Origin of the sequence: Streptococcus vicugnae (assembly GCF_016461705.1) — a bacterium.
In the GTDB taxonomy this organism is placed as follows: Bacteria; Bacillota; Bacilli; order Lactobacillales; family Streptococcaceae; genus Streptococcus; species Streptococcus vicugnae.
This window is the reverse complement of sequence record NZ_JAEMHW010000002.1, coordinates 1-26284: the sequence shown is the minus strand read 5'-3', so window position 1 is coordinate 26284 and position 26284 is coordinate 1. Positions and strand designations below refer to the sequence as shown.

The following is a 26284-nucleotide window of genomic DNA, read 5'->3' as shown; positions in this document are numbered from 1 at the left end:
AGTTCATCTCCTTTATTTTACTAACTCTAACAAGAAATCCTCGAAAGTAACCTTGTTATCTTTGCATAAGTTAATCGACTGATAGTCAGCTGTATTGGTAATAATAATTGGTGTTACGGTAGTTAAGCCTGCTTTTTTAATTTTCTCAACATCAAAGGTAAGTAATGTTTGACCTTTTTTAACTTTATCACCTATTGACACATACGAGTCAAATCCATTACCGTTTAGGCTTACGGTATCCATGCCTACATGGATAAGAATTTCGGCTCCATCAATAGTTTTCAAACCAATAGCATGCTTAGTTGGGAAAAGTAAAGTGACTTCAGCATCAGCAGGAGCAACCACTCGACCTTCACTTGGTAAAATGGCAATACCATTTTCCATAGCTCCTGAAGAAAATACTTCATCTTCTACATCTGATAGTGCCACCACATCTCCAGTTAATGGACTAAAAATTTTAATGTTAGTATCAAGCCCGTCATCTACTTCTCCAAGTTGATACTCATCATCACGGAAACCAAAGAAATAAGTCAAAGCTGCAGTTCCAAAAAATGCAATTGCAGTCGCAATGAAACCGTTAATAATATTTGTTCGACCACCGGCAAAATAACCAACAACACTAAGAAAATTCGAAGCACCAGCTACATACATTCCGACATGTGTAAGCCCTGCATAAGCACCTGCAAAACCTCCTCCAACAATCAAGGCAGCGATTGTTCGCTTATATTTTAACATAACGCCGTAAATTGTAGGTTCTGTAACTCCTCCCACAATACCACTAACAACATAACCAAAAGTCAACGCTTTTTCTTCTTTATCTCGAATTCTAAGGGCAGCACCGAGAGATAAACCAAACGTAGCCCAAGTAGCTAATACAGCCGCTACCATAACAAAATTATCAACTCCATTTGTCATTAAAGCAGTCAAGGCAAATGTAATCAATACCATATGCATACCTGTCATTACCAGTAGCTCCCAAAGCGCAGCTACTACAGCTACCGCAACGAATCCACCAATATTGCCAAATGAAATTAATCCATCACCAATCCATTGTCCAAAAATATTTCCAATTGGTGCTAATAGTGCTAAAACTAATGGTGTCATGACGATCATTGTTAAAAATGGGACAAAAATTGTCGACAAAACAGCTGGAACAATTCTTTTGAAGAATTTTTCAATGTATGACATTACCCACACACTTAAAACAACAGGAATTACTGATTGAGAATAATCGTGGATAGTTGTTGGAATAAAACCATAAACTTTAAACGACTTCTCCGCTAACTGAACCAATTCTGGAACAAGTAACATCGCTCCTACGTAAAGTCCCATAACTTGACTGGCACCTAATTTTTTAGCAGCTGTAAATCCTAGGAAAATAGGTAAGAAATAGAAAAATGCACTGTATAGAAAGCCACAAAGTTGATAAATATCACTATTTGTACCAATCAGATTAAATAAATCTGGACCTAAGATAACCTGGATTGTCTTAAACATAGCAGCAGTAATCATAGCTGGAATGAGTGGCGTCATACTTCCAGATAAATAATCAAGTACCCTTGAGAAAGTTTCCTTAACCGTTAGCTTTTTCTTTGGGGTATCTGAATCTGCAGCTTGAATTTGGCTTTTATTCCCAATTAATCCAGAAAATTCAGCATAAACTTTGTCAACAGTTTGACCAATAATGACCTGATATTGACCTGATTGGTGGTTAACTCCAATAACGCCTTTTATCGCTTTAACAGCTTCATCATTTGCTTTCTGCTCATCTACTAGATTCAGGCGTAAACGTGTCATACAATGTGTTGCACTAACAATATTGTCACTGCCTCCAACTGCTTTCAGAACATCCTCAGCAGTTGTTCTAAAATTTTGTTTTTCCATATGTAAACTCCTTTTTCTTTAATTGCTTAAAGTATATTCTGTTTTTTGCACTTTTTCTATTCTAATTAATTGCTGTTTTTTATGATTTCATCCCTATTAAAGCGCAGCATTTTCCATACTTTTTAAAAATGTATGCGTTTCCTTTATTTCAAATCTTGCTCATCTTTTCATTTGCTATTTTTATTTTTCCACTTTATAATCTTTTTTAGGAGGTCCGACATGTTTACATATCACTTCAAAGATAAAACAAAATTACCTAGATTAGGTCAACCTGAACTAATTAATATTAATTATATTCAAGCGAAAGATGATCCCACATGGTCATTTAACTTACATAGCCATAAAAACAGTATTGAAATTTCTTACATTCTTTCAGGCAAATGTGGACTATATATTGATGGAAATGTTTATGAAGCTGTTGCGGGAGATATTGTCATTAAAAATCAGAATACCCCACACGCTGAAAAAAGTAACCCAAGCGAACCTGTTGAGCAAATTTGTATCAATCTAACTAGAATTCAAGTAGAAAATATGCCCGAAAATTGCCTTTTAAGAAATGACGTTTCTCCAGTTTTATCTAGTGGAGAACAGCATCCTATTCTAGAGATCCTATTTCGTCAAATCCTAGATGAAATAACTAATCAAAATGAGATTAATCTTGAACTTGTTAGTGCTTTGATGATGTCAGCGTTGAATATTGTAGCCTTCAAGACACAAAATTATCGCAATAAACCTTTCTCTGAAAAGGAAAATTCTATTCGGGAAATTAGAAGTTACATCGACAACCACTACAAAGATGAGCTATCACTAGACTTTTTATCAGATAAATTTCACGTCAGCATTTTCCACCTCTCTAGACAATTCAAAAAATATATTGGTTATACTGTAAACAACTATATTGTCAGCTGTAGACTAGGCGAAGCGCAAAAGAAGCTGTTATTTAGCGATCAAAGCATTAAAGATATTGCCAAGAACTGCGGTTATTCTAATTTATCTTACTTCTATAATACTTTTCATAAAAAAATCGGCTACACTCCTTCTGAGTATCGGCACTTATACAAAATGTAAAAAAAGCCTTTCTTATTACAAACTCTTAAAATGAGAATGTAATAAGAAGGCTTTTTAGGCATCATACTTATTTTTTAAATGATAGTTTCTCTTTGGCAATTCTGGTAAAAAGGAATTAAATTCTACCCAAACATCCGTTAAATAATAAGCAATTACTTTATCTCGTTGTTGACCAAATTGAGAAGTTAAAACGGGACTTTGAACAAAACAACGATTAATAATATCTTTATCAGTTGTAAAATTAACTTTACCACCAAGTCTTAGATAAGTCATCGTCTCCTGGTCACAAACACAAATTTGTAAAAAAGGATGATTTAACAATTCTTTGTAAGACTGATAAAACGTCACAGTATCAAAATATAAAACACCATCATCTTCAAATTTAAATTCCAGTGCTCTAATTTGAGGATGACCGTCTAGACCAAGTGTTGTACCATATTGTAAAGGAAATCTTTCCAAGACTTGTTTTGTAACTTCTAAACCATCATCATAATTCAACGATTTAAAAAATTCTAGCTGTCTCATCTTCACCTCCAAAGATTGATTTCGCGGTTAATTAAATTCGCGTAATACATTAGATCAATATTTTCAATCTGTAAATCATCGATTTCTTTAAGTATCAATCGACTATGTTCAACTTCATATAAAAATTTCTCTGATTTGATGTGATATTTTTCTAAAATGGCAGGCATTTGATAAAATGGTATCTTCTTACCTTTGAAATACTGTCGGTACTGCCAAGCATTTTTGACATCAGTTGAAGCATAAAAAGCCTCTGCTGAGGTAACTTCAAGATAAGTCTCACCTTTGAATAAATACTGAAACTTTGCTTTTATTGGATAAATTGGAACCATGAAAAATTCTTTGATTGTATCAAGAGGTTTCTCTTCTAAAAAGAACTTTAGATACTTAAAAATAAGATTTTCATCAAAATCACCATTTTCAGTAATCATTTTTTGTAAGACCCAGTCAACAATCGGCGGATTGTCCATGTTAGTCGTCACATCAGAACCTTCATGATGATTAAAAGATGCTCCCCTAAAAACGTGCTGCTTAGTCTTCGTATCAAAGTAAGTATAATTATTGGTATCCTTAATGATTAAATTTTCAATAAAGCGATAGTCAAAATAAACATCCAACACACGAAGACATTCTTCAAATCGCTTCTGATTAAAATTTGTTATCTCAAAGAAAATGACTTCATTATTCAAACTAATTGGCATCATTCCTTCATCAGTCAGTGTTTTTAGTAAACCAACCAACAAAAGATTATGAACCAACCGCATGCTGTAAGCATATCTTGGTGTGTGTAAATCATGTTCAAAAGGTGTATCCATACTTCCTTGAATGGGATACAACAATCGATTAAGTGCTAAACGATGCTCAGGCTCAGATTGCCATCTGCCCAAGACCCGTGCTAACTGACGTTTAAAATAAGAATCTTTTACCGTTTCTAACATAATATACGATTGAATGTGCGTCAAATCAAGACGAATACCTCTTTCATATCTTTTGGTTTTAACTTGAGTCGACCATGATTTTTGGGGATTATAATTTTCAACATAAAAGCCAATTGGAGCTGATGCTCCTGATAATATCGCAAAATGCGAAAGTTGAGTTACGGCACCATTCTTTCCAAAAGTTCGTCGGATTGCTTTTTTAGGATTTCTGGATTGATAACAATCGTACAACTGTTTCAATTCTCCTTGTAAAAAATAGCAAAAAGGCTTGTATTTTTTGGGAATAAAAACTGAATAGGCATCCTGTAATTTTGATTTTGTATAAAATGATTCTGTCAACTGCGCATCTGTCGTTGTTTCATTAACAGGAATATGAAAATTTCCCTTAAACGTTTCTAACAGATATCTTTTTTGTTGAAAAACTTCTTGAAAAGCTTTACTTCTAAAAATAATTTCTAGATGCGATAAATACTCTCTCTGATTTTTAGCAGGTGGCAGCAACGATTGAATTTCCAAGCGTTCAAATGAGTTATGATAAATTCTGCCATCAAAGGTTTCAATATCAAGCATCAACGGATGAGACAATAAGGCTAAATAGTCCTCATAAAAATCGACTTTTAAGTCTAACGTTTTAAGTGTATCATTCAGACGCTTGGTTGGAGCCATATCAGAAGTATTCAATTCTTGAAATTTTTGCAGGAAAATGTCAGCAGCAACTTTCTCCTTTAATAAAATAGCAATCAGAACGATCAATGGTTTTTCAATATGATTTCCCCGATAAGAAATCTTGTAAAAAGTTTTATTTCTAACAATCCAATCTAGCTTCTCTTTAAATAATTTGCTGTCCGAAAAATAATCATAAACAGCGTATTTTCCTTGATACCAAAGATGTAATTTCAAAGAATCTTTAACAGTGAGTGAGTAATAAATAAATTTCATAGCATCTTCCTTTTTCACATTATGCCATACCTTAAAAATATAGTCAAATATTTTTACTATTTTGAACAAAAAAAGAAAACTAGAAAAGCTCTAGTTTTCTAACATCTTTATGCTACTTCAAACTGTGAGTTGTAAAGGTCAGCATAGAAGCCACCTTCTGTCATCAATTCATCATGACTGCCTTGTTCAATGATGTTACCATCTTTCATCACAAGGATTAAGTCAGCATTTTTGATCGTTGATAAACGGTGAGCAATGACAAATGAGGTACGACCTTCCATCAATTTATCCATAGCTTTTTGAATCAATTCTTCCGTACGTGTATCGACTGATGATGTTGCTTCATCTAGAATAAGAAGCGGAGCATCTTTCAAGAGGGCACGCGCAATAGTCAAGAGTTGTTTTTGACCGATTGAAAGGGTAACAGAATCATCAAGGTAAGTGTCATAGCCATCAGGAAGCGTCATGATAAAGTGGTGAACACCAACTGCTTTAGCTGCTGCTACTACTTGGTCATCAGTGATATTTTCTTGATTATAAATCAAGTTTTCTTTGATGGTTCCTTCAAAGAGCCAAGTATCCTGAAGCACCATTGAGAATTGGTCATGGACTTCTTCTCGTGACATCAAACGTGTGTCAACACCATCGATAGCAATTTGGCCTTTATCAATTTCATAGAATTTCATAAGAAGGTTAACGATGGTTGTCTTACCAGCACCAGTTGGTCCAACGATAGCAACCTTTTGACCAGGTTTTGCTACCGCAGAGAAATCATGGATAATGGTTTTATCTTTAGAATAACCAAAGAAGACATTATCAAAGGTAACTTCACCTTTAACATCAGACAATTGACGTTCTTTGTGTGATTCATCTTCCATTTCCTCTTCTTCAAGAAATTCAAAAACACGACTCATAGCGGCTGTTGCTGATTGCATTTGTGTGAAGGCTTGGGCAATTTGCGATAATGGTTGTGAGAAAATACGCACGTATGTCATAAAGGCAACCACATCACCCATTGTGATATCACCATTAATCACTTTAACGGCACCGACCACACAGACCATAACGTAACCAAAGTTACCAATGAAAATCATGAGCGGCATCATAATACCTGATAAGAATTGTGATTGCCACATTGAATTATAGAGGTTTGTATTTAGTTTCTTAAAGGCTTCACTTGTTTCTTCAGAGGCGTTGTAGCTTGTCACCACATTGTGACCAGAATAAATTTCTTCGACATAACCATTGACCGCTGCCAAGTTATTTTGTTGGCGTTTGAACAAGGGTTGTGATGACCCCATAATCACAACAACTAGCAAGAATCCGATAAAGACTGAACCAATTGCTGTTAGTGCCATGCTGACATTTGAATGGAACATCATGAAAATCGAACCAATCAAAAGAACCACTGAAGTGACCAATGTTCCCAAACTTTGGTTAAGAGATTGACCAAGCAAATCCACGTCATTTGTCACACGAGAAAGGGTATCCCCTTGTGAATGACTATCAAAATAATTTAGTGGCACACGGTCAATTTTAACTTGGATAGCTGCACGCAAACGTTGAGAGAAACGTTGAACGATGGTAGCTACTGTAAAGTTTTGAATGTAACCAACAACTGCAGAAATCACATATAAAATGGCAAGAGTTAAAGCAATTTGCCCAACCTTATCTAGGTCAACACCAGGAATTGTTCCCATTTTAGTAGGTGTCAACCCCTTCATAATGGTGTTTGTAATTTCTTTTAATTTATCAGGACCAATAACAGTAACAGTCGCTGAAATAATGGCTCCAATTACCGCAAGGATAAATGGAAATTGGAAACCTTTAATGTATGGCTTCATTCTGCCATAGAAGGATACTTTTTTCTTATTTTCCATTTTCTAATTCCTCCTTAGATAATTGTGAGTAGGCAATTTCACGATAAACGTCATTATTAGCAAGCAATTCTTCGTGAGTACCTTGACCAACTACTTTACCTTCATCCAAGACTAAGATCTGATCGGCATCCATGATTGTTGAAATACGTTGGGCAACAATCAACTTCGTCATGTCAGCTGTACGTTCTTTCAATTGAGAACGAAGGATTCGGTCAGTCTTATAATCAAGCGCTGAGAATGAATCATCAAAGATGATAATTTCAGGTTTACGGGCAAGGGCACGCGCAATCGCCAAGCGTTGTTTTTGACCACCTGAGAAGTTTTGACCACCTTGGGAAACTTTAGCTTTTAGTTGACCTTCTTTACTTTCAACGAAGTCTTTACCCTGTGCCAAATCAAGTGCTTCCCACATCTTATCTTCATCAAGCGGTGAACTATTGCTGTCACCCATGTCCATATTTGAAGCGATATCTCCACTAAAGAGCACAGCTTTTTGCGGAATGTAACCAACAATCTTATGAAGCGTGTCATGATCGTAATCACGAACGTCAACACCGTCAACTTTGATTGTTCCTTCACTTGCATCGTAAAAACGAGGAATCAAATTAACTAGAGTAGATTTACCAGAACCTGTTGATCCGATAAAGGCAACCGTATCACCTGCTTTAGCCTTAAAGGAAACATGTTCCAAAACAGCTTCCGAATGATCGCTGTAGCGGAAAGACACGTCATCAAATTCAACAGAACCTTTTTCGACCGGCTGAGCTTTACTTTCTTCAGGGTAAATAACAGATGGTTTTGTATCCAAGACTTCATTAATACGCCCTGCAGCGACAACCGCACGGGGAAGAATGAAGAAAACGATAATCATCATCATAAAACCAATAACAACTTGCATGGCATATGATGAATAAACCACCATATCTGAGAAGATATTTACCTTATCTTGCATGGCACCAGCAATTTTAGTTGGATCTTTTGGAATAGCAATATCTTCAATCAAGAAAGCACCAATCCAATAAATTGCCAGAGTCATCCCGCTTGAAATACTTGTCATAACTGGCGACATCAAAGCCATTGAACGGTTGATAAAGAGGTTAAAGTTTGTCACGTTATCATTGGCTTTAGCAAATTTACCATCTTGATAACTTTCGGCATTGTAAGCACGAACAACACGAATACCTGTCAATGACTCACGTGTAATACTGTTCAATTTATCTGTTAATTTTTGAATCATACGTTGTTTTGGCATAACCATCATTAACAAGAAAATCAACATCAAAATCATAACAGCTACTGCAACAACAAGCACTAACAACCACTCATGATTTTTATCAGCAATCTTTGTGATTGCCCAGATTGCCATAATCGGTCCCTTAGTAATGACTTGAAGTCCCATTGTAAAGACTAACTGAATTTGTGTAATATCATTAGTCGTACGTGTCAAAAGACTTGGAATTGAAAATTTCTTGATTTCCGCATCTGAAAAATCTAAGACACTGTGGAAAATATCATCGCGCAAGCGTGTACTAAAACTTGCTGCAATACGGGCTGCTAAGAATCCGACAACTACTGACGCAGCAAAGCTTCCTAAAGAAAGCAAGACCATACGCATACCAGGGGCATCAAGATTCCAAGCAAAAATATCCTTGGCTTCTGTTCCTTGAGTTGAGAGCAAGGATGTGATGTCAGACATGTAATCCGGAATTTTTAAATCCAAGAAAACATTCAAACACACAAATAAGACGGCAACAAGCATCATGACGACTTCTTTTGCCGTTAAACGTTTAAAAATTTTTAACATGCGTTACTCCTTGTTTTCTAAGTTTTTCAAAATGCGATCAAAGACACTCATTGAGAGTTCCAATTCTTCACGACTAATCCCTTTCAAAATTTGCTTATGAATAGCTTCATGAAAAGCATCGATATCTTTTGATTTTGCTTTACCAAGTTCTGTCAAAACAACACGCTTGTAACGCTTATCAACTTCTGATGGAACGACCTTAATATACCCGTTCTTTTCCATTCGCTTGATCAAATTGCTGGTTACAGATTTTGATATTTTAAGTTTACGTTCAATATCTTTAATGAAAACTTCTTTATCTTCATTTTCACGTAAATATAAAACTGCAAAACCTTGTGGACCTGCAAGATTTTCAACGCCATGAGCCTCTCCGACCTCATGAACACGGTTTTCCATCAAATTAATAAAATATCGAAATTGTGAAAATGGATCTCTTTCTCGCATTTTTTCCTCACTTTCTGAAAAGTTTTCAAGATTTATTCTTGTAGAACACATTATAGTTCTTATGAGAACTAATGTCAAGAAAAAAGTTCTCATGATAAGTATTTTTTTACACATACAAAAAGAAACGCTGATATATCAACGTTTCTATTACTTTTAAATAATAATACCTTCTAAATGATCCAACTCATGTTGACAAATTTGTGCTGCTAACCCTGTCAACGTTAGACTTTGCTGATTCCAGTTTTTATCTCTGAATGTCACATCAATTTTTTGATAACGACGTGTCGGACGTGATCCCAATAAAGACAAACAAGATTCTTCCGTATCAAAAGGAAGAGATTTATTTGTCATAACTGGATTGAACATGACCAAATCAGCCACACCCATATTAACAATGATGACGCGTTTTTTAACACCAATCATATTTGCAGCCATTCCAACACAGTTAGCACGGTTAGCATTCAAAGTATCTTGTAAATCCTGCGCTAAATACAAATCTTCTTTTGTTGCTTCTTCTGACTTTTGCGCCAAGAAAAAGGTATCTCTTACAATGTCTTTAATCATGTTTACTCCAAAAATAATTCCATAATATCAAAGTCGATGGGATTCCCATTGATTTCCATAAAATCTTTAAATGTTCCGATTTTTTGAAACCCCATACTCTTATAAAGGTGAATAGCTCTGCTATTATCAGAACGAACTTCAAGCGAAAGAACTTTCAAGCCTGATTGCTTAGCTAAGTCTATTAAATGAGTTAAAAGTTGACGACCAATTCCTTGATTCCAATAGTCTTTTTTTACTGCAATACCAATCTCAGCACGATGAGATAGACGAGCCTTACGAAAACCACTACAATTACAAGTTCCAACTAACTCATCAGCCTCTTTAGCAACTAAAAAACATGACCTTTCATCTTCATGGACCTTAGTCAATAGCTTTTCTTCATCAGAAACAGAAATTCCTAAACCTTCATGACCATAAGACAAGTTATCTGATTCAGAACCAATCTGCCGACAAAACGTTAAAATATCCCTAGCATCACTGGTTAAAGCTTCTCTCACTACCACCATAAGCAGGCCTCACTTTCAATAAAATTATTATAACAAAAAACTAAAGTAACCAAAAGAGCTCACATTTGCGAGCTCGATTCGGTTATTTGATATTAGAGAATTAATTTAAGATAAAAATGGCTTGTTGAATCCGTCTGAACGGTTCTAAGGTAATATGTTAAACAATACCTTGTGCTGACATTGCTTCAGCAACTTTAAGGAATCCAGCAATATTGGCACCAACAACAAGGTTACCTTCTGCATCAAATTCTTTGGCTGCAGCTGCTGCATTTTCGTAAATGCCTTTCATGATGTTGTAAAGTTTAGCATCTACTTCTTCGAAAGTCCAAGGTGTACGTTGGCTATTTTGTGCCATTTCAAGGGCTGAAACAGCTACACCACCAGCGTTGGCTGCTTTGGCAGGACCAAATGAAACACCAGCTTTTTGGAAGACTTCGATAGCTTCCAATGTTGAAGGCATGTTTGCACCTTCAGTAACAGCAATGACCCCATTGTCAACAAGCATTTTAGCTTGTTCAGCATTGATTTCATTTTGTGTAGCACATGGGAAGACAAGGTCTGCTTTGATTGACCAGATAGTCCCTTCGTTAGCAGGTGTGAAAGTTGCACTTGGACGAGCTTCAGCGTATTTCACGATACGTGTACGTTCAACTTCTTTCAATTGTTTAAGAAGTGGAACATCGATACCTTCTGGATCATAAACATAACCTGATGAATCTGAAACAGCAACAACTTTAGCACCAAGTGATTGAAGTTTTTCAGTTGCGTAAATAGCAACGTTACCTGAACCTGATACAAGAGCTACTTTACCAGCAAAATCTTCACCACGTGCTTTCAGCATTTGTTCAGCAAAGTAAACAGCTCCATAACCTGTTGCTTCAGTACGAGCAAGAGAACCACCATAAGTAAGTCCTTTACCAGTAAGAACACCAGTGTATTCGTTACGAAGACGTTTGTATTGGCCATAGAGGTAACCAATTTCACGACCACCAACACCGATATCACCAGCAGGAACGTCAGTGTCAGCTCCAATGTGTTTGCTCAACTCTGTCATAAAGCTTTGGCAGAAACGCATGATTTCGTTATCTGATTTACCTTTAGGATCAAAGTTAGAACCACCTTTACCACCACCAATTGGTTGACCAGTCAATGAGTTCTTAAAGATTTGTTCAAATCCAAGGAACTTAATGATTGATTGGTTTACTGATGGGTGGAAACGAAGACCACCTTTGTAAGGACCAATTGCTGATGAGAATTGAACACGGAAACCACGGTTCACTTGGACTTGACCTTTATCGTCAACCCATGGAACACGGAATGAAACGATGCGTTCAGGTTCTACCAAACGTTCAAGAAGATTTTCTTCAACGTATTTTGGGTATTTATCGAACACTGGAACAAGTGATTCAAACACTTCTTCTACAGCTTGTAGAAACTCGGGTTCATGAGCATTTTGAGCTTTAACCTTTTCAAAGACGCCAGCTACATACTCTTTACCTGTTGTCATATATATTTCCTCCAAAAACGAGATTGTAATTTTGTATTACATTAAATATTATAAATTTTCTGAATATTTCTGTCAAGCATTTACTGCAACTTTTTGAAAATTTTTCCATTTCGATGTTATAAAACATTACACGTCATGTTATACACCGTTTCAAGACCTTATTTAATGCATGTTTTAACAATCTTTTTTCTATAAAATATGATATGATAAGGGTGACAATATAGGAGGTATCATTATGAAACGTTTATCACTTTGGTCAGGGATTATTGCCCTGCTTATTGGACTTTTCCTCTTTATTCATCCATTCACAACAACCGCTATGATTGGTTGGATTATCGCTATTATTATTTTTCTATCTGGTTTCACAAGTCTTTTCATGTATTCAAGTAGCGTCAACCGTTCTCTTTGGTACTTACTACAAGGTATCTTATCCATTGTCTTTGGGATTATCTTGTTATCTAGCTCAGCCATGTCGCTATCAAACGCCGTTATGACCATTGCAGCTTATTGGATTTTAATCAGTGGTTTCTTACGCTTGATTGGTGGATTCCAAATGCGAAAAGCTGGTTTTTATGATGCCAACCGTTTCCTATCATCGGCTGTTATTGCCATCCTTCTAGGTTTGTTCCTTCTATTCAATCCAACCCTATCAGCCATTTTTATTGGTAGACTTGCTGGTCTTCTTCTCATGGCAATAGGTGTTTCTGGAATTACTTTTTCATTTAAAATATAATCAATAAAGCCTTCGGAAATATCCAAAGGCTTTTTATTTTTAACGATTATCAATGGTTTCAGGATACAAATCATGATTCATCAGACGGTAATCAGCCATTTTCTCATATTTTGTTCCTGGTTTTCCATAATTGAAATAAGGGTCAATCGACAAACCACCACGTGGCGTAAACTTACCCCAAACTTCTAGATAACGTGGTTGCAAAAGCGCAATCAAATCCTTACCAATCGTATTGATACAATTCTCATGGAAATCGCCATGGTTTCGATAACTAAAAAGATACAGTTTTAGCGATTTTGATTCAACGCAAAGTTTATCTGGAATGTAAGAAAGATAGATTGTCGCAAAATCAGGTTGCCCAGTAATCGGACAAAGTGATGTGAATTCTGGACAATTGAATTTGATAAAGTAGTCATTATCGACATGACGATTATCAAATGATTCCAGAATGCTTGGGTCATAGTCATATTTATATTTCGTATTTTGATTCCCCAAAAGGGTTAAATCTTTCATTTCATCTGTTCGTGTCATTTAAATCTCCTTTTTTAATTCCATTTTTGCTTATCAAATTATATGTGTAATTGTGACAAAACACCCATGATTTGTCACTTTAATCGGTTATAGCATTTCTCCCAAAACTAGCGCATACAATCAAGCAGCGCTTCTATTTATTTAAATCTCCTATTAAACGCCACGTTTATTATCATATAAAAGCGTGTGTAGTTGTGGTAATACGCGAACACTCTTCCATTCAGGATCTGCTGCAACTGTCTCCCAAAGTTGGCGCAAGCGATCAAGCTGATGCTCTACAATATTTCCACTAACATGTGGTTCAGGATTTCCAGCTGACAAATACAAAACGTCTGGCTGATAGCGTTTTTGAATCATCTTAGCAAAAGCCAAATCAGCAGCGTCAAAAACTGGAATTTTAAAAGTAACTTGATTTTTATCCAATTGTGACACGATAAAATCTAAAGTCTCAAAATTGACAGTCATCTGACTTGATGGTGGTTTTGGACTAAGAGTGACTTGGTCGATGTCTTTTAACCAAGTTTGCCAACGTGACCCTTGGGTTTCAATACCGAGTGTCACCCCACGCGCTTTTAACTTAGCAACCAATTCCCCCATGTTGGCTCCTAAAAGACAGGGATTTCCACCTGACAAAGTCACATAATCATAAGCTCCCAACTTATCTAGCTCTGCAATAATTTCACCAGCGGTCATACGTTTTGGTTTTTCTGAACCATCCCAGGTAAAGGCTGAATCACACCAAGCGCAGTGATAATCACACCCAGCCGTTCTGACAAACATTGTCTTTTGACCAATCGCTCGCCCTTCTCCTTGAAAGGTTGGTCCGAAAATTTCAAGCACAGGAATCATTAGTGGGCGTTTAGTCATCTAAAAGCCACTCCCTTCTGAACTCAGCAAAAGAACTTGGTGTCTCGTACAAACGGACATATTCTACTCTGATTTGACGTTCTTTTGGCAAATGCTTCGCTACCTGCTCAAAAATCCAATAAACCATATTTTCAGCCGTTGTATTCATATAAGGTAAGCTTTCATTAAGGTAGCGATGGTCCAAATGCGGCTCCAAATGTTCTTTATAAATCTGCTTAATATCTCCAAAATCAACTGACATGCCACGTTCATCAAGCAATCCTGAAACAGCAATTTGCAATCGATAAGTGTGCCCATGAAGTGCCTTACACTTGCCATCATAATTAAACAAATGATGTGCTGCATCAAAAGTGAATTCCTTTGAAACCATGACACGACGTGGACAATATACCAGTGATTCACCGGTTGGTTCTTTAATTTCCTTTGGTGCCAAAAACATTAAGCCTTACCTCTTCTTGCCAAGTATTTTTCAAGACCTGCTTGACGAAGTTTGCATGATGGACATTCCCCACATCCGCTTCCTTTGATGCCGTTATAACATGTCAAAGTATTTTCACGGACGTAGTCAAATTTTCCAAGTTTGTCAGCTAATTCCCAAGTTTCTGATTTATCAAGCCACATAAGAGGTGTTTGAATTACAAAGTTATAATCCATGGCAAGGTTCAAAGTCACATTAAGTGATTTGATAAAAGCGTCTCGACAGTCAGGGTAGCCTGAAAAATCTGTTTCACAAACCCCAGTGATAATGTCAGTAATCCCAAGTCGTTTGGCAAGCACTGCAGCAAATGATAAGAACAAATGATTGCGCCCGTCAACAAAAGTATTTGGTACATCATCGTCTGGATTTTCAATCTCAATATCACGTGTCAATGCATTTTCCGTTAATTGCCCAAGCAATGACATGTCAAGCAAATAATTTTTAACACCTTGCTCAGCAGCAATGTGTTTGGCAACTTCGATTTCAAGACTGTGACGTTGACCATAATTAAAAGTCACTGTTTCGACATGTTCATAATGCTTTAAAGCCCAAAATAGGCAAGTTGTTGAATCTTGTCCGCCACTAAAGACGACAAGAGCTGATTGACGTTTCATTTCAATATCTCTTTTCTAAGATATCTGGGCAAAGAAAAAGCCCCTATGGGAATCCACAGGGGCGCTAATTTCAGTCATTAGGCTGGTTTTTTTTAGCGATGGCTTTTCCCAAACATCGTTATTATTACCTAATAATCATATCATCTTTATGAAAGATATTCAATGCTTAATTGTTTTTAGCAAATTGACTATTGTATAAATCGTAATAGAAACCTTTAGCGGCTAGAAGGCTTTCATGGTTTCCTTGCTCAACAATTTGACCATTGTTAAGCACCAAGATTTTATCAGCATCTTGAATGGTTGACAAGCGGTGCGCAATCACAAAGCTTGTACGACCTTCCATCAATTTCTCCATAGCCTTTTGAATCAAGAGTTCTAGACGCGTATCAACAGATGATGTTGCTTCATCCAAAATCAAGATCTTAGGATCAGCTAACAAAGCACGCGCAATGGTCAAGAGTTGTTTTTGACCAAGTGAGACATTACTTGATTCTTGGTTCATTTCCATGTTGTAGCCGCCTGGAAGAGTGCGGATAAAGTGATCGACGTTAGCGGCTTTTGCTGCTGCTACAATTTCCTCATCTGTCGCATCCAAATTCCCAAAACGAAGGTTTTCTTTGATACTTGCTTCATAAAGCCAAGCATCCTGCAATACCATTCCGAATTGTTTGCGATAATCTTGGCGTGACAAGTTACGAATGTCGTGACCATCGACCTTAATGCAACCATCCGTCACATCATAAAAGCGCATCAAAAGATTAATCAGCGTTGTCTTACCAGCACCCGTTGGACCAACAATGGCAACCATTTCACCCGGTTTAACCTCTAAGTTAAAGTTACGAATCAATGGTTTATCAGCAACATATTGGAAAGATACGTTTTCAAAGGTTACTTGACCAGACAAGTCATGTTCTAGTTTTTCAGTCACTTGTGCTGCTTCTTCTGGCTCATCAAGAACTTCAAAAATACGGTCAAGTGATGATTTAGCACTTTGAAGCACACTAGCTAATTGAGTAATAGTTTGAACCGGTTGGCTCACTTGCCATACGTATTGAACAAAAGCTTGCATATTACCAACAGTTAGCTGACCTGAAAGAACTTGAAGAGCACCCAAAACTGCAATAATTAAATAAGCCATATCCGAAATCGCACTTAACACTGGCATCATAATCCCAGAAATAAAGCTTGCTTTAAATCCAACTTCTTGCAAATTCTGAGTAATCTCACGGAACTCTTGGCTAGAAATGTCTTCACGACCATAAAGTTTAATAACATTAAAACCAGATAGATTTTCCTGAACAAAACCATTCATATCCCCAAGAGCGTCAGCTTGTTTTTTAAAGTAAGGTTGTGATTTGCCCAAGATGAATTTGGCACTGAAGTAAGTGATTGGAATAATCGCAATCACGACCAAAGCAAGTCGCCAGTTAAGATAAAGCACCATGCAAATAACCAAGGTAATGGTTGTAAATGCTTCGATGATACGTAGGAAACTTTGTTGAAGTGCATTTGACACCGTTTCGACATCAGATGTAAAACGTCCCAAAACATTACCAAATTGCTGACTGTCAAAGTAAGAAACTGGAATCTTATTAATTTTTTCGCTTAAATCACGACGCAAATCATGAATGGTCTTTTGCACCGCTTTGGTAATGAAAAAGTTTGAACCATAACTACTTAGCTCATACCCCATACCTCGGACAAAGTAGAGCACCAAAATAATGGCAATATAAGAAATATTAATGTGCGCTCCAGCCACACCATGAGCCATATCCAAAAGATTTGATGTCAATTCTGTGATAGCAAGACCAAGCACAAATGGCTCAAGTACACTCATGACACTGCTAAAGATTTTTAGAAAAACAGCTAAGAAAAGTGCACCTTTATATTGTCGGAGATAATCCCATAAACGTAGAAAAACATTTCGTTTTGACATTCTTATTCTCCTTTCATTTCTTCTGCTTTGTTCAATTGTGAGTTGGCAATTTCACGATAGATGTCATTTGATTGCATCAATTCATCATGTGTGCCACGCCCAACAATTTCACCTTTATCAAGCACAATGATTTGATCGGCATCCATGATTGTTCCCACACGTTGCGCCACAATCAAAACGGTTGCTTCTTGCGTCACTTCTTTCAAGCGAGCACGCAGTTGAGCGTCTGTCTTATAATCAAGCGCTGAGAAAGAATCATCAAAAATGTAGATATCAGGTTTCTTAACCACCGCACGCGCAATTGAGAGACGTTGTTTTTGACCACCTGACAAATTGCTTCCGCCTTCAGCTAAATGTGTTTGATAACGGTCATCACGACTTTCAATAAATTCTTTAGCTTGTGCGATATCAGCTGCCGCTTGCAATTCTTCACTTGTCGCATCAGACTTACCATACTTCAAGTTTTCTTCGATGGTTCCAGTAAATAGCAGAGCTTTTTGCGGAATAAAGCCAATCTTTTGACGAAGAGCTTTCAGTTGATACTCCCTAACATCAACGCCATCAACCAGAATTTTACCAAGCGTCACGTCATAAAAACGTGGAATCAAGTTAACCAGTGATGACTTACCAGAACCTGTAGACCCGATAAAGGCAATGGTTTCACCAGGTTTTGCCTTGAAGGAAATGTCTTTTAGGACTGGGCTTTCCGTCTCGCCTGGATAAGCAAAGGTTACCTTATCAAATTCCAAATAACCTTTTGTAGCCGTCTCAATCACACCATCCTCATTTGGGTCAATGGAAATTGGCATCGCCATAACTTCCGAAATACGTTCACTTGAAACCACCATACGAGGATACATGGTAAAGAAATTGGCAAACAAAAGAAATGAGAATAAAGCATGGAAACTATATTCAATAAAAGCCACCAAATTACCAATTTGCAAATCCCCATGAGAAAGTGGATTCAAAGCAAACCAAACAATAGCTACAATCATTGAAATAATGATTAGAACGAATAAAGGCTCTGTCAAACCAGTTAAGATAAACAAGCGACTTGACAAATCTTTGTACTCATCATTTTTACGACCAAAACGTTCTTCTTGGAAATCTTCTCTAGCAAAGGCACGAATAACACGTAAGCCAGTCAGATTCTCACGAACGTACTGGTTGATTTTATCAAGAGTAGCTTGTTGATTTTCAGATAATGGACGAGTTCGTGTCGCCACATAATAGACAACCAAGACCAAAAATGGAATAGCAATAGCTACAATCCAAGCAAGGGATGGGCTTGTCACCAAAATCATAACCACACTAGATATCATCATCAAAGGCGTAATGACACCCATTCGCAGTGTTTGCTCAGCAAATTGCATCAAAATAAAGGCATCACTTGTCATACGAGTGACTAAGGAAGACACACCAATTTGTTCATATTCTTGATGTGAATATTGCTGTAACTTATCATACATATCGTTACGCATGTCCTTAATCATGTTCGTCGTAATTTTCCCAGCTGCATAGGCAAGGACAACACGACCGATTGTCCCTAAAACAATGACAACAAGCATTGCAATTGCCCAGAAATATACTTTTTCCTTATTTCCTACTGTAACCCCCTGGTCAATCATTCGAGCAAGAGCCGTCGGCAGACCCAGGTTTACCACAACGAAAGTCAATGCCCCAATAACATCGAGTACTAGCCATTTGGGATATCTTTTCAAATAAGTCCAAATTAGTTTCATAGTCTTCCCTTTCTATATGTTTTTTTTATATGAAAGAAGTGACCTTGCTTATTCAGCTAAGTCACTTAGGTATTCATATCTTTCGTATTTTTCAAGGAGAGTTTCATTTGTCTCATCCAATGAACGTTGAAGTTCAGCTAGTTTGCCATAATCACTGGCATTTTCTTGCATTTGAGCTTCAATAGATTCGATGTCTTCTTCAAGTTTGGCAATCTCATCTTCGATGACTTCCCATTCTTGTTTTTCAAAGTAAGACATGCGTTTTTGCTTAGTTTTTTCTTTTTCAGTCTTTTGTTGCGCTTCTTTCTTGACTTGCACAGCAGCATTTTCTTCAAATGCTTTTTCATCAAGATAATCTGTATAGTTACCGAAGAATTCTCTCACATGACCATTTTCAAATGCCAAAATTTTATTGGCTACTTTATCAAGGAAATAACGGTCGTGACTAACGGTAATTACAGGACCAGAAAATGTTTGTAAGAAACTTTCAAGCACTGTCAAAGTTGCAATATCAAGATCGTTTGTTGGTTCGTCTAGAAGAAGAACATTTGGTTTTTCAATCAAAATCTTCAAAAGGTAAAGACGTTTTTTCTCACCACCTGATAGTTTTGAAATCAATGTTCCATGAGTCGAACGTGGGAAAAGGAATTGTTCTAACAAATCCGTCACACTTGTTGTTCCGACACTTGTCTTCACTTCATCTGCTACTTCTTGCAAATAATTGATGACACGTTTGTCTTCGTCCATGTCTTTTGGCAACTGTGAAAAGTAACCAATACGAACAGTCTCACCAATTTCAAGTTTTCCGCTTGTTGGTTGCAAATCACCATTAATCAAATTAAGAAGCGTTGATTTTCCGACACCATTGTCACCAACGATACCAATGCGATCTTTATTTTGCACCAAAAGGTTAAAGTCAGTCAAAATTTGTTTATCAGTATAAGCAAAAGAAACATCTTCAAAATTGATAACTTTTTTACCAATACGGCTTGTTTCAAAATTGATTTCAAGCTCAGATGATTGTGTTGCTCCTGACAAATCAGCTTTCAAATCATTGAAACGATTGATACGCGCTTGTTGTTTTGTCGCACGCGCTTGTGGTTGCGTACGCATCCAAGCCAACTCTTGCTTATAAAGTTGTTTCTTTTTATGAAGCGTAGCCGCATCACGCTCATCTTGCTCTGCACGCAAACGCACATAATCCTGATAATTTCCTTGGTATTCTGTCAATTGACTATTAGCCAACTCAAAGATACGTGTTGCCACATTATCCAAGAAATATCGGTCGTGGGTGATAAAAAGAACGGTTTTCTTAGATGTTTTCAAGAAATTCGTCAACCAAGCAATGGTATCAATATCCAAATGGTTGGTTGGTTCGTCAAGTAATAACAAGTCAGCATCATTCAACAAGACTTGGGCTAACTGAACACGACGACGAAGTCCACCTGACAAATCGCCAACTTTTTGTGACAAGTCTTCCAAGCCCAACTTCGTTAAAACAGTCTTGACTTCACTCTCAATTGCCCAAGCATCAAGTGAATCCATTTCGGCCATGACTTTTTCAAGCTTATCTTGATTAGCCTCATCATAATTAGCCATCAATGTTTCATAAGTTTTGATTAAAGTCATCTCACGCAAATCAGAAGACAAAACAGTATCTAAAATCGTCTTGTCATCATCAAATTCTGGTTCTTGCGTTAAGTAGGCAATTTTATATCCATTCTTAGCTGAAAATGGCGACACATCACCATCAAAACCAAGACGTCCCGAAATAACATCTAAAAGGGTTGTCTTACCAGTTCCGTTAACCCCGATAATCCCAATGCGGTCAAAATCATGAATAATAAAGGAAATATCACGAAATACTGTCTTGTCACCAACAGATTTCGTTAAGTGTTCTACGATAAAATCGCTCATTTACTTTCCTTTCTAATAAATTCAAAAATAGCTTCTTTATCATTGGCAAGCTTACCAAGTACAACTTGTTTTTCGATTTCTTTTAAAATTTGACCAAGTTCAGGGCCTGGCTTGTATTGTAATTCTTTAATTAAAATACCACCATTAACCACGATTTCATGTTTATCATGAATCGTCAATTCTTTATCCAAACGGTCAATGATATCAAAATCAACTGCCAAACCAAAACCAGAACGAAGATCTTCAGCTTGCTCAATCAGATTACGACCATAGCAATACATTTCCATCTTATCAAGCTCATTTGTTAAACGGAAACGATAAATTGAGACAATTTTTTCAACATCTTTTTGGAATTGACTTGATGTCTTCCAAGCTCTCAAAAAGGCACGAACATCTTTAACATCTAATGCTAATAACAAAGCTGCCCAAGCTTGCTCAGAGCTTTTAAAATGATAATCACAAGCTAAATCATCTAAAAATTGTTGCAAGTTGTCATGAGCGTTCTCAAGATGCGGAAGATATTTTTGGGCTTCGCTTGCAATCATAGCTTTAATTCCCTTACGCCAGAAAGGAGCCATCAATAATTTATCAAATTCAATAAAAGAGCGCTCTACCGAAATCTTTTCAAGTAAGGGGGCATGTGCTGCCATGGCAGCAAAAGTTTCAGGTTCAATATCAAAATCAAGACTAGCTGAAAAACGGAAACCTCGCATAATGCGAAGAGCATCTTCATTAAAACGCTCTGCTGGATTACCAACGGCACGCAACAACTTGGCTTTCAAGTCAGATAAGCCATTAAATTTATCAATAATTAAACCTGTTTCATCAAGTGCAAAAGCATTTACCGTGAAGTCACGACGCTTCAAATCTTCTTCAAGTGAGCGAACAAATGATACACTACTTGGTCTGCGATAATCCACGTAAACATCTTCTGTACGGAAAGTCGTAATTTCATACTCTCCGCCTTCTTCTAAGACAAGCACCGTTCCATGCTCAATACCTATATCAACAGTACGATGAAAAATGCTCTTTGTCTCTTCTGGATAAGAACTTGTTGCAATATCAACATCGTGAATGGGACGGTTCAACAAAACATCACGAACACTCCCACCAACAAAGTAAGCTTCATAGCCTGCTTCACGAATTTTTTTTAAAATTGGTAAAGCCTTCTGAAATTCAGAAGGCAGATTGTTTAATTTCATAGTAATTTTTCCAAACCATAAACAAGTTTATCTTGTTTCACAACTGCTTTAATTCCAATATTAACGCCACTCATAAATGAAATACGATCATATGAATCATGACGAAGTGTCAAACCTTCACCTTGTGCTCCAAAAATGACTTCTTGGTGAGCAACCAAGCCAGGTAAACGAACACTGTGGATGCGCATGCCATCAAAATCAGCACCACGCGCCCCCTTAAGTGTTTCAACTTCATCAGGTGCCCCTTGTTTTTTAGCTTGACGCACTTCGCGAATCAATTCAGCTGTTTTCACAGCTGTTCCTGAAGGAGCATCTTTCTTCTTATCATGATGTAGTTCAATAATTTCAAGGTCCGGAAAGTATTTGGCAGCTTTAGCGGCAAATTCCATGAGCAAAATAGCTCCGATAGCAAAGTTAGGGGCAATGAGACCACCAATTTTTTTGCTTTCAGAAAGAGTGATAAGTTCAGCAATTTCATCTTCAGTAAATCCTGTTGTTCCAACAACTGGAGCAAAACCATTTTCCAAAGCAAAACGAGTGTTTTCATAAGCAACAGCTGGCATTGTAAAGTCAACCCATACGTCAGCATCAAACCCAACTAATTGTGATTTATCAGTAAAGACTGGAACGCCATCAACTTCTTTTTCTGTGGCAAATGGATCAAGCAAAGCTGCTAAGGTTAATTCATCATCTCCCTTAACCATGTTTACTGCTGCTGAACCCATTCTTCCTTTAAAACCTGCTACGATAACTTTAATACTCATGTCTTTTCCTTTTCCTCTCTAAGACTTAGACAATTGGTGTGAAACCAAATGCAACTGCGCCTTCCCCCAAATGAGTAGCAATTACGCCATCAAATGTTACAATTTCAAGATTCTTCGTTTCACCGCTTTCAGCCAAAGCTTGATAGAAGTGTTGTGCTTTTTCTTCAGCACGAGAGTGAATGATGAAGACTTCGTACTCCCCATCTTTTGTCACATCTGATAACACATCGACAAGACGTTTAATGGCTTTTTTCTCAGTTCGTACTTTTTCATAAACTTCAATAACACCTTGATCATTAAAGTAAAGAATTGGTTTAATGCTAAGCAAATTACCAATCAAAGCAGAACCGTTTGACAAACGACCACCTTTTACCAAGTGGTTCAAGTCATCCACCATGATAAAAGCACTTGTTCCATCAATTTGTTGTTGCAATTTAGCTAAAATCTCATCAAATGAAATACCATTTTCAGCCCAATTAAGTGTGTTTTTAACCATGCTACCTAATGGTGCTGATGTGATTTTACTATCTGGAAATGCAATCGTTAATTCAGGATAATCGTCAATCAAGAATTGGATATTCTGCCAAAATCCTGAGATGCCTGATGACAAGAACAATCCAACAACGTGAGTATAGCCTTCAGTTGAAAGTTTAGTCAAAATTTCATCTAATTTAGCTAGACTTGGTTGGCTTGTTTTAGGAAGGGTTGGTGACATAGCCATTTTTCTATAGAAATCATCTAAGCTTAAATCTTTCCCTTCAACGTAAGAAATCCCACCAATCATGATTGGGATATCTAAGACAAAAAGATTCTCTTTTGCCTTAAGGTCATCTGACAAAACTGCGGTTGTATCTGTTATAACTGCTAATTTCATTAATTTCTAAACTCCAATTTAACCCCTGGACGATCGAGGGCAATTTCGGTTACTTCGTATGTTAGGCGTTGCACGATATCCAATAACGGTGCTGCCAAATATTCAACTTCGTCCTTAGTGAATTCACTAGGTTCATTAACAATACGATTTTGAATGTGAACCATTTGTGAGACAACTCCGCTGATAACAAACTCTTGTTTTACGACCATAAATTGTAAAACAGAAACAATTGTTGTTTGGTTGCTGTCTGTGTCTTTTTTCACTAATTGAAATGTGACTTCAAAATTAGTCTTCGGTGTACCATTTTCTTTTTCCCATTCGAGATTTCTTGCATCATAATGGTATTGGTTGACAAATTCTTTTTCACGTACTAATTCCATACTTATCTCCTCTTTGTATATCACTTTTCATTATAGCATAATTCAGCACTATTTTGCACGCTTTTCTTTGAACTTGTATGTGATAGTCTTTTTCTTCAGTATAATTCATCTGCTGTCTTATGGTTTCGGCGGTTAGATGGTCCAAATCGGTAATTTTCTTATATTCTTGTCTCCAATCTCCAAAGAAAACCTCTTGCAACTGTCCTTCATACATTAACAGAATCATTTGGCTCATTGTTTCAGCACCCAAATCACTCCAGTACATCCCACGTCGCTTCATCCGATAAGTGACTTTACGGTGTTGCGTTTCCATCACAGCAAGGCTAACTTTTTGAAGCCCTCGTAAACTAGCAGGTTTTGTATATCTAAAATTTTGTAAAATCCGTTGCTTTGTATTCTCAAAGATAACCTCTTCTTCAGTTGTTGTTAAAATACTCTCTATTGTATCAAAAACCGACTGCAGTTGACTTTTGCTGTGCTGATAAATGCTTGTAAAGCTTCTTCAATAAGCTGTCCCGAATAAGGCTTAAAATAACTTTTAATCAATTGGTCAACATGATAAGAATCCCAAAAATGTTCGTGTCGCTTGATATTTAAAGCTTTCGCTATTTCTTTAAACACATACGGTGTATAGCCGTGTCCGCCATCTGAATTAGTAATCAGAATCGTTTCTTCAGTTATCTCAAAGGTATTATATAAATAATCAATGACTTGACTTCTAGCAAGACGATTATTCATGCTAATAAATTCTTTCTTATCAATAAGCTTTGATCGCTGTTGGCTCACTTTCTGGCTACCTGTATGTACAATAAAATGTGACAAATCAAAACGTCGATTATCATCACCTTGTTTACGAGCCTTTACCATGACACCATCTCCCTCAATATAGATGATATTAGCTTTCTTCTTCTCAGGTTGTAACTCCTCCTCGAAAAAGCGATAGGCTTTTCGCTCTTCTAAAAGTGTCTCACATAACTTCACCGCCTTAACAACTGTTGGTTTTGTAATGGTAATATGATAAGTCATCTCAATCACTTGTAGTACTTTATTGTATGGCATCATTGTCGCTAATCTAGCTATTTGGTACATCAAGGCTAAAGAAAACCTAACGTTCTTTGCTAAGCCCAGTTTATCATCAACGGGAACCACCCATTTATTTCCCTTTTTCCAGCGCCGACGTCTGAAGGTAAACTCTCCAAAAGTAAAGGCAACTGTGCGTTCCATTGAATGAATACATGTATAGTCATTAGCTTTCATGACAGGAACCATCTGACTGTCATAGTGCTCAACAAAACGATGAAATTCCTTGCTGTTTTGAATAAATAGTTCTTCCTTTATTTTTCGTTCATCAAAACTTATCACATCATCACTTTCTTTTCAATAATCTGATGTTATTGTATAAAGCCGTTCCCCATTTTTTAATCAATCTGCTTTTCTGGTAGGATTTAAAAAAAATAAAAAGAAAATTCTTTGCTAAAAAACATGACATGTTATACTATAGTTCCCCTAAAACTAACTCTTTTTCTTTGTTTACTAAAGAAAATCTTCCATAAAGCAACTGCAGATTTGTAGCCACTTTTTATTTTTATCTAAAAAGGCACGCATCTCTGCGTACCTTCAAATTAAAGAAAAAAAGTCTACTCTAAATAGTTTTCCTCAAACATTTTTCTAAAAAACGAAAAACTTTTGGGAATATTGCTATGCCAAAATTTCTAAGAATTAATTCAAAATGACAAATACACTATGACTTCACACTGAGGGGCTTAATCCTAAAGAGTTTTCTTTAGGATTATAGTCATAAAATGATGATTGTACTATCGTATCAAATAATCCTTATTTAATATCAAAGTACTCCTCATAAGATTTACCATCGTAAACTCGTTCACTAAGATGATCAATATCATAATCAATCGGTTTAGCATAGCGGAGATATTTAGATACCACTTCATACTTATGACGAAAGTAATGATGAAGACCCAAACTTTCTCCCGCTAAAACATAAGTCTTACCATTTTCTTTAACAGTTTCATATTCACTAATAGCTCCAAAAGCATAGTAAAATGAGAAGGCTACAAAGATAGAACTTGAAATAACAACTAAGCCAAATCCTAGAACTAACTTTTCTAACCAAGTGTCTTCATAGATATAGAGGATATTAACAACAATTCCCAAGAGAAATGCAATTAGCGA

23 protein-coding genes and 1 pseudogene are annotated in these 26284 nt (G+C 36.7%); 2 read left to right on the top strand and 22 right to left on the bottom strand.

From position 1 onward, the window contains the following. Positions 1 to 12: 12 nt before the first annotated feature. Positions 13 to 1884 (bottom strand): glucose PTS transporter subunit IIA, encoded by a 1872-nt coding sequence (locus JG537_RS03585; RefSeq protein ID WP_199543645.1) that lies wholly within the window; start codon positions 1882 to 1884, stop codon positions 13 to 15. Positions 1885 to 2103: 219 nt separating this feature from the next. Here JG537_RS03585 and JG537_RS03580 point away from each other — a divergent pair, with 219 nt between their 5' ends. Next, the gene (locus JG537_RS03580; protein WP_199543643.1) at positions 2104 to 2952 is read left to right on the top strand and encodes an AraC family transcriptional regulator; all 849 of its coding nucleotides are present in this window, start codon (positions 2104 to 2106) and stop codon (positions 2950 to 2952) included. A gap of 54 nt (positions 2953 to 3006) precedes the next feature. Here JG537_RS03580 and JG537_RS03575 read toward each other — a convergent pair whose 3' ends face one another. From JG537_RS03575 to gdhA, 8 genes are all read right to left on the bottom strand, one after another. Then, positions 3007 to 3477, bottom strand: coding sequence for a pyridoxamine 5'-phosphate oxidase family protein (locus tag JG537_RS03575; protein WP_199543641.1), 471 nt, complete (start codon positions 3475 to 3477; stop codon positions 3007 to 3009). A 2-nt stretch (positions 3478 to 3479) separates the two neighbouring features. Continuing rightward, a complete protein-coding gene (locus tag JG537_RS03570; RefSeq protein WP_199543639.1) occupies positions 3480 to 5351 on the bottom strand; it encodes a hypothetical protein in 1872 nt (623 codons plus the stop codon). 107 nt (positions 5352 to 5458) lie between these two features. Continuing rightward, positions 5459 to 7231 (bottom strand): ABC transporter ATP-binding protein, encoded by a 1773-nt coding sequence (locus JG537_RS03565; protein WP_199543636.1) that lies wholly within the window; start codon positions 7229 to 7231, stop codon positions 5459 to 5461. Then, positions 7221 to 9035, bottom strand: a complete 1815-nt coding sequence (locus tag JG537_RS03560) for an ABC transporter ATP-binding protein (RefSeq protein ID WP_199543634.1) — start codon at positions 9033 to 9035, stop codon at positions 7221 to 7223. The genes JG537_RS03565 and JG537_RS03560 overlap by 11 nt, the downstream gene beginning before the upstream one ends. Before the next feature lie 3 nt (positions 9036 to 9038). Next, positions 9039 to 9479 (bottom strand): MarR family winged helix-turn-helix transcriptional regulator, encoded by a 441-nt coding sequence (locus JG537_RS03555; protein WP_199543633.1) that lies wholly within the window; start codon positions 9477 to 9479, stop codon positions 9039 to 9041. A gap of 153 nt (positions 9480 to 9632) precedes the next feature. Continuing rightward, positions 9633 to 10043, bottom strand: coding sequence for a peptide deformylase (locus JG537_RS03550; RefSeq protein WP_199543631.1), 411 nt, complete (start codon positions 10041 to 10043; stop codon positions 9633 to 9635). Positions 10044 to 10045: 2 nt separating this feature from the next. Continuing rightward, a complete protein-coding gene (locus JG537_RS03545; protein WP_199543629.1) occupies positions 10046 to 10549 on the bottom strand; it encodes a GNAT family N-acetyltransferase in 504 nt (167 codons plus the stop codon). Positions 10550 to 10706: 157 nt separating this feature from the next. Next, positions 10707 to 12056 (bottom strand): NADP-specific glutamate dehydrogenase, encoded by a 1350-nt coding sequence (gene gdhA, locus JG537_RS03540; protein WP_199543627.1) that lies wholly within the window; start codon positions 12054 to 12056, stop codon positions 10707 to 10709. A gap of 235 nt (positions 12057 to 12291) precedes the next feature. Here gdhA and JG537_RS03535 point away from each other — a divergent pair, with 235 nt between their 5' ends. Continuing rightward, positions 12292 to 12789, top strand: coding sequence for an HdeD family acid-resistance protein (locus JG537_RS03535; RefSeq protein ID WP_199543625.1), 498 nt, complete (start codon positions 12292 to 12294; stop codon positions 12787 to 12789). Between the two features lie 39 nt (positions 12790 to 12828). Here the strand turns inward: JG537_RS03535 and queF are convergent, their stop codons facing one another. From queF to JG537_RS03470, 13 genes and pseudogenes are all read right to left on the bottom strand, one after another. After that, positions 12829 to 13320, bottom strand: coding sequence for a preQ(1) synthase (gene queF, locus JG537_RS03530; protein ID WP_074481646.1), 492 nt, complete (start codon positions 13318 to 13320; stop codon positions 12829 to 12831). Positions 13321 to 13473: 153 nt separating this feature from the next. Continuing rightward, on the bottom strand, positions 13474 to 14187 hold the full coding sequence (gene queE / locus JG537_RS03525; RefSeq protein WP_199543624.1) for a 7-carboxy-7-deazaguanine synthase QueE: 714 nt from the start codon (positions 14185 to 14187) through the stop codon (positions 13474 to 13476). After that, positions 14180 to 14626, bottom strand: coding sequence for a 6-carboxytetrahydropterin synthase QueD (gene queD, locus JG537_RS03520; RefSeq protein ID WP_074560363.1), 447 nt, complete (start codon positions 14624 to 14626; stop codon positions 14180 to 14182). Before queD ends, queE begins: the two co-directional genes overlap by 8 nt. Continuing rightward, complete coding sequence (gene queC, locus JG537_RS03515) at positions 14626 to 15279, bottom strand: 7-cyano-7-deazaguanine synthase QueC (protein WP_199543621.1); 654 nt, start codon at positions 15277 to 15279, stop codon at positions 14626 to 14628. The genes queD and queC overlap by 1 nt, the downstream gene beginning before the upstream one ends. Positions 15280 to 15445: 166 nt before the next feature. Beyond that, positions 15446 to 17215 (bottom strand): ABC transporter ATP-binding protein, encoded by a 1770-nt coding sequence (locus JG537_RS03510; protein ID WP_199543617.1) that lies wholly within the window; start codon positions 17213 to 17215, stop codon positions 15446 to 15448. A gap of 2 nt (positions 17216 to 17217) precedes the next feature. Continuing rightward, positions 17218 to 18957 (bottom strand): ABC transporter ATP-binding protein, encoded by a 1740-nt coding sequence (locus JG537_RS03505; RefSeq protein WP_199543615.1) that lies wholly within the window; start codon positions 18955 to 18957, stop codon positions 17218 to 17220. 48 nt (positions 18958 to 19005) lie between these two features. Beyond that, a complete protein-coding gene (locus JG537_RS03500; protein WP_132869030.1) occupies positions 19006 to 20874 on the bottom strand; it encodes an ABC-F family ATP-binding cassette domain-containing protein in 1869 nt (622 codons plus the stop codon). Next, on the bottom strand, positions 20871 to 22076 hold the full coding sequence (locus JG537_RS03495; RefSeq protein ID WP_132869029.1) for a CCA tRNA nucleotidyltransferase: 1206 nt from the start codon (positions 22074 to 22076) through the stop codon (positions 20871 to 20873). Before JG537_RS03495 ends, JG537_RS03500 begins: the two co-directional genes overlap by 4 nt. Continuing rightward, on the bottom strand, positions 22073 to 22840 hold the full coding sequence (gene dapB, locus JG537_RS03490) for a 4-hydroxy-tetrahydrodipicolinate reductase (RefSeq protein ID WP_132869028.1): 768 nt from the start codon (positions 22838 to 22840) through the stop codon (positions 22073 to 22075). The genes JG537_RS03495 and dapB overlap by 4 nt, the downstream gene beginning before the upstream one ends. Before the next feature lie 25 nt (positions 22841 to 22865). Further along, on the bottom strand, positions 22866 to 23714 hold the full coding sequence (locus tag JG537_RS03485; protein WP_132869027.1) for a DegV family protein: 849 nt from the start codon (positions 23712 to 23714) through the stop codon (positions 22866 to 22868). Next, positions 23714 to 24094 (bottom strand): DUF1149 family protein, encoded by a 381-nt coding sequence (locus JG537_RS03480; protein ID WP_132869026.1) that lies wholly within the window; start codon positions 24092 to 24094, stop codon positions 23714 to 23716. The genes JG537_RS03485 and JG537_RS03480 overlap by 1 nt, the downstream gene beginning before the upstream one ends. After that, a pseudogene (locus tag JG537_RS03475) lies at positions 24078 to 25456 on the bottom strand (ISLre2 family transposase). The gene JG537_RS03480 and the pseudogene JG537_RS03475 overlap by 17 nt, the downstream one beginning before the upstream one ends. 471 nt (positions 25457 to 25927) lie before the next feature. Then, on the bottom strand, positions 25928 to 26284 hold a 357-nt coding region (locus JG537_RS03470), incomplete at its 5' end, for a hypothetical protein (RefSeq protein WP_199543613.1).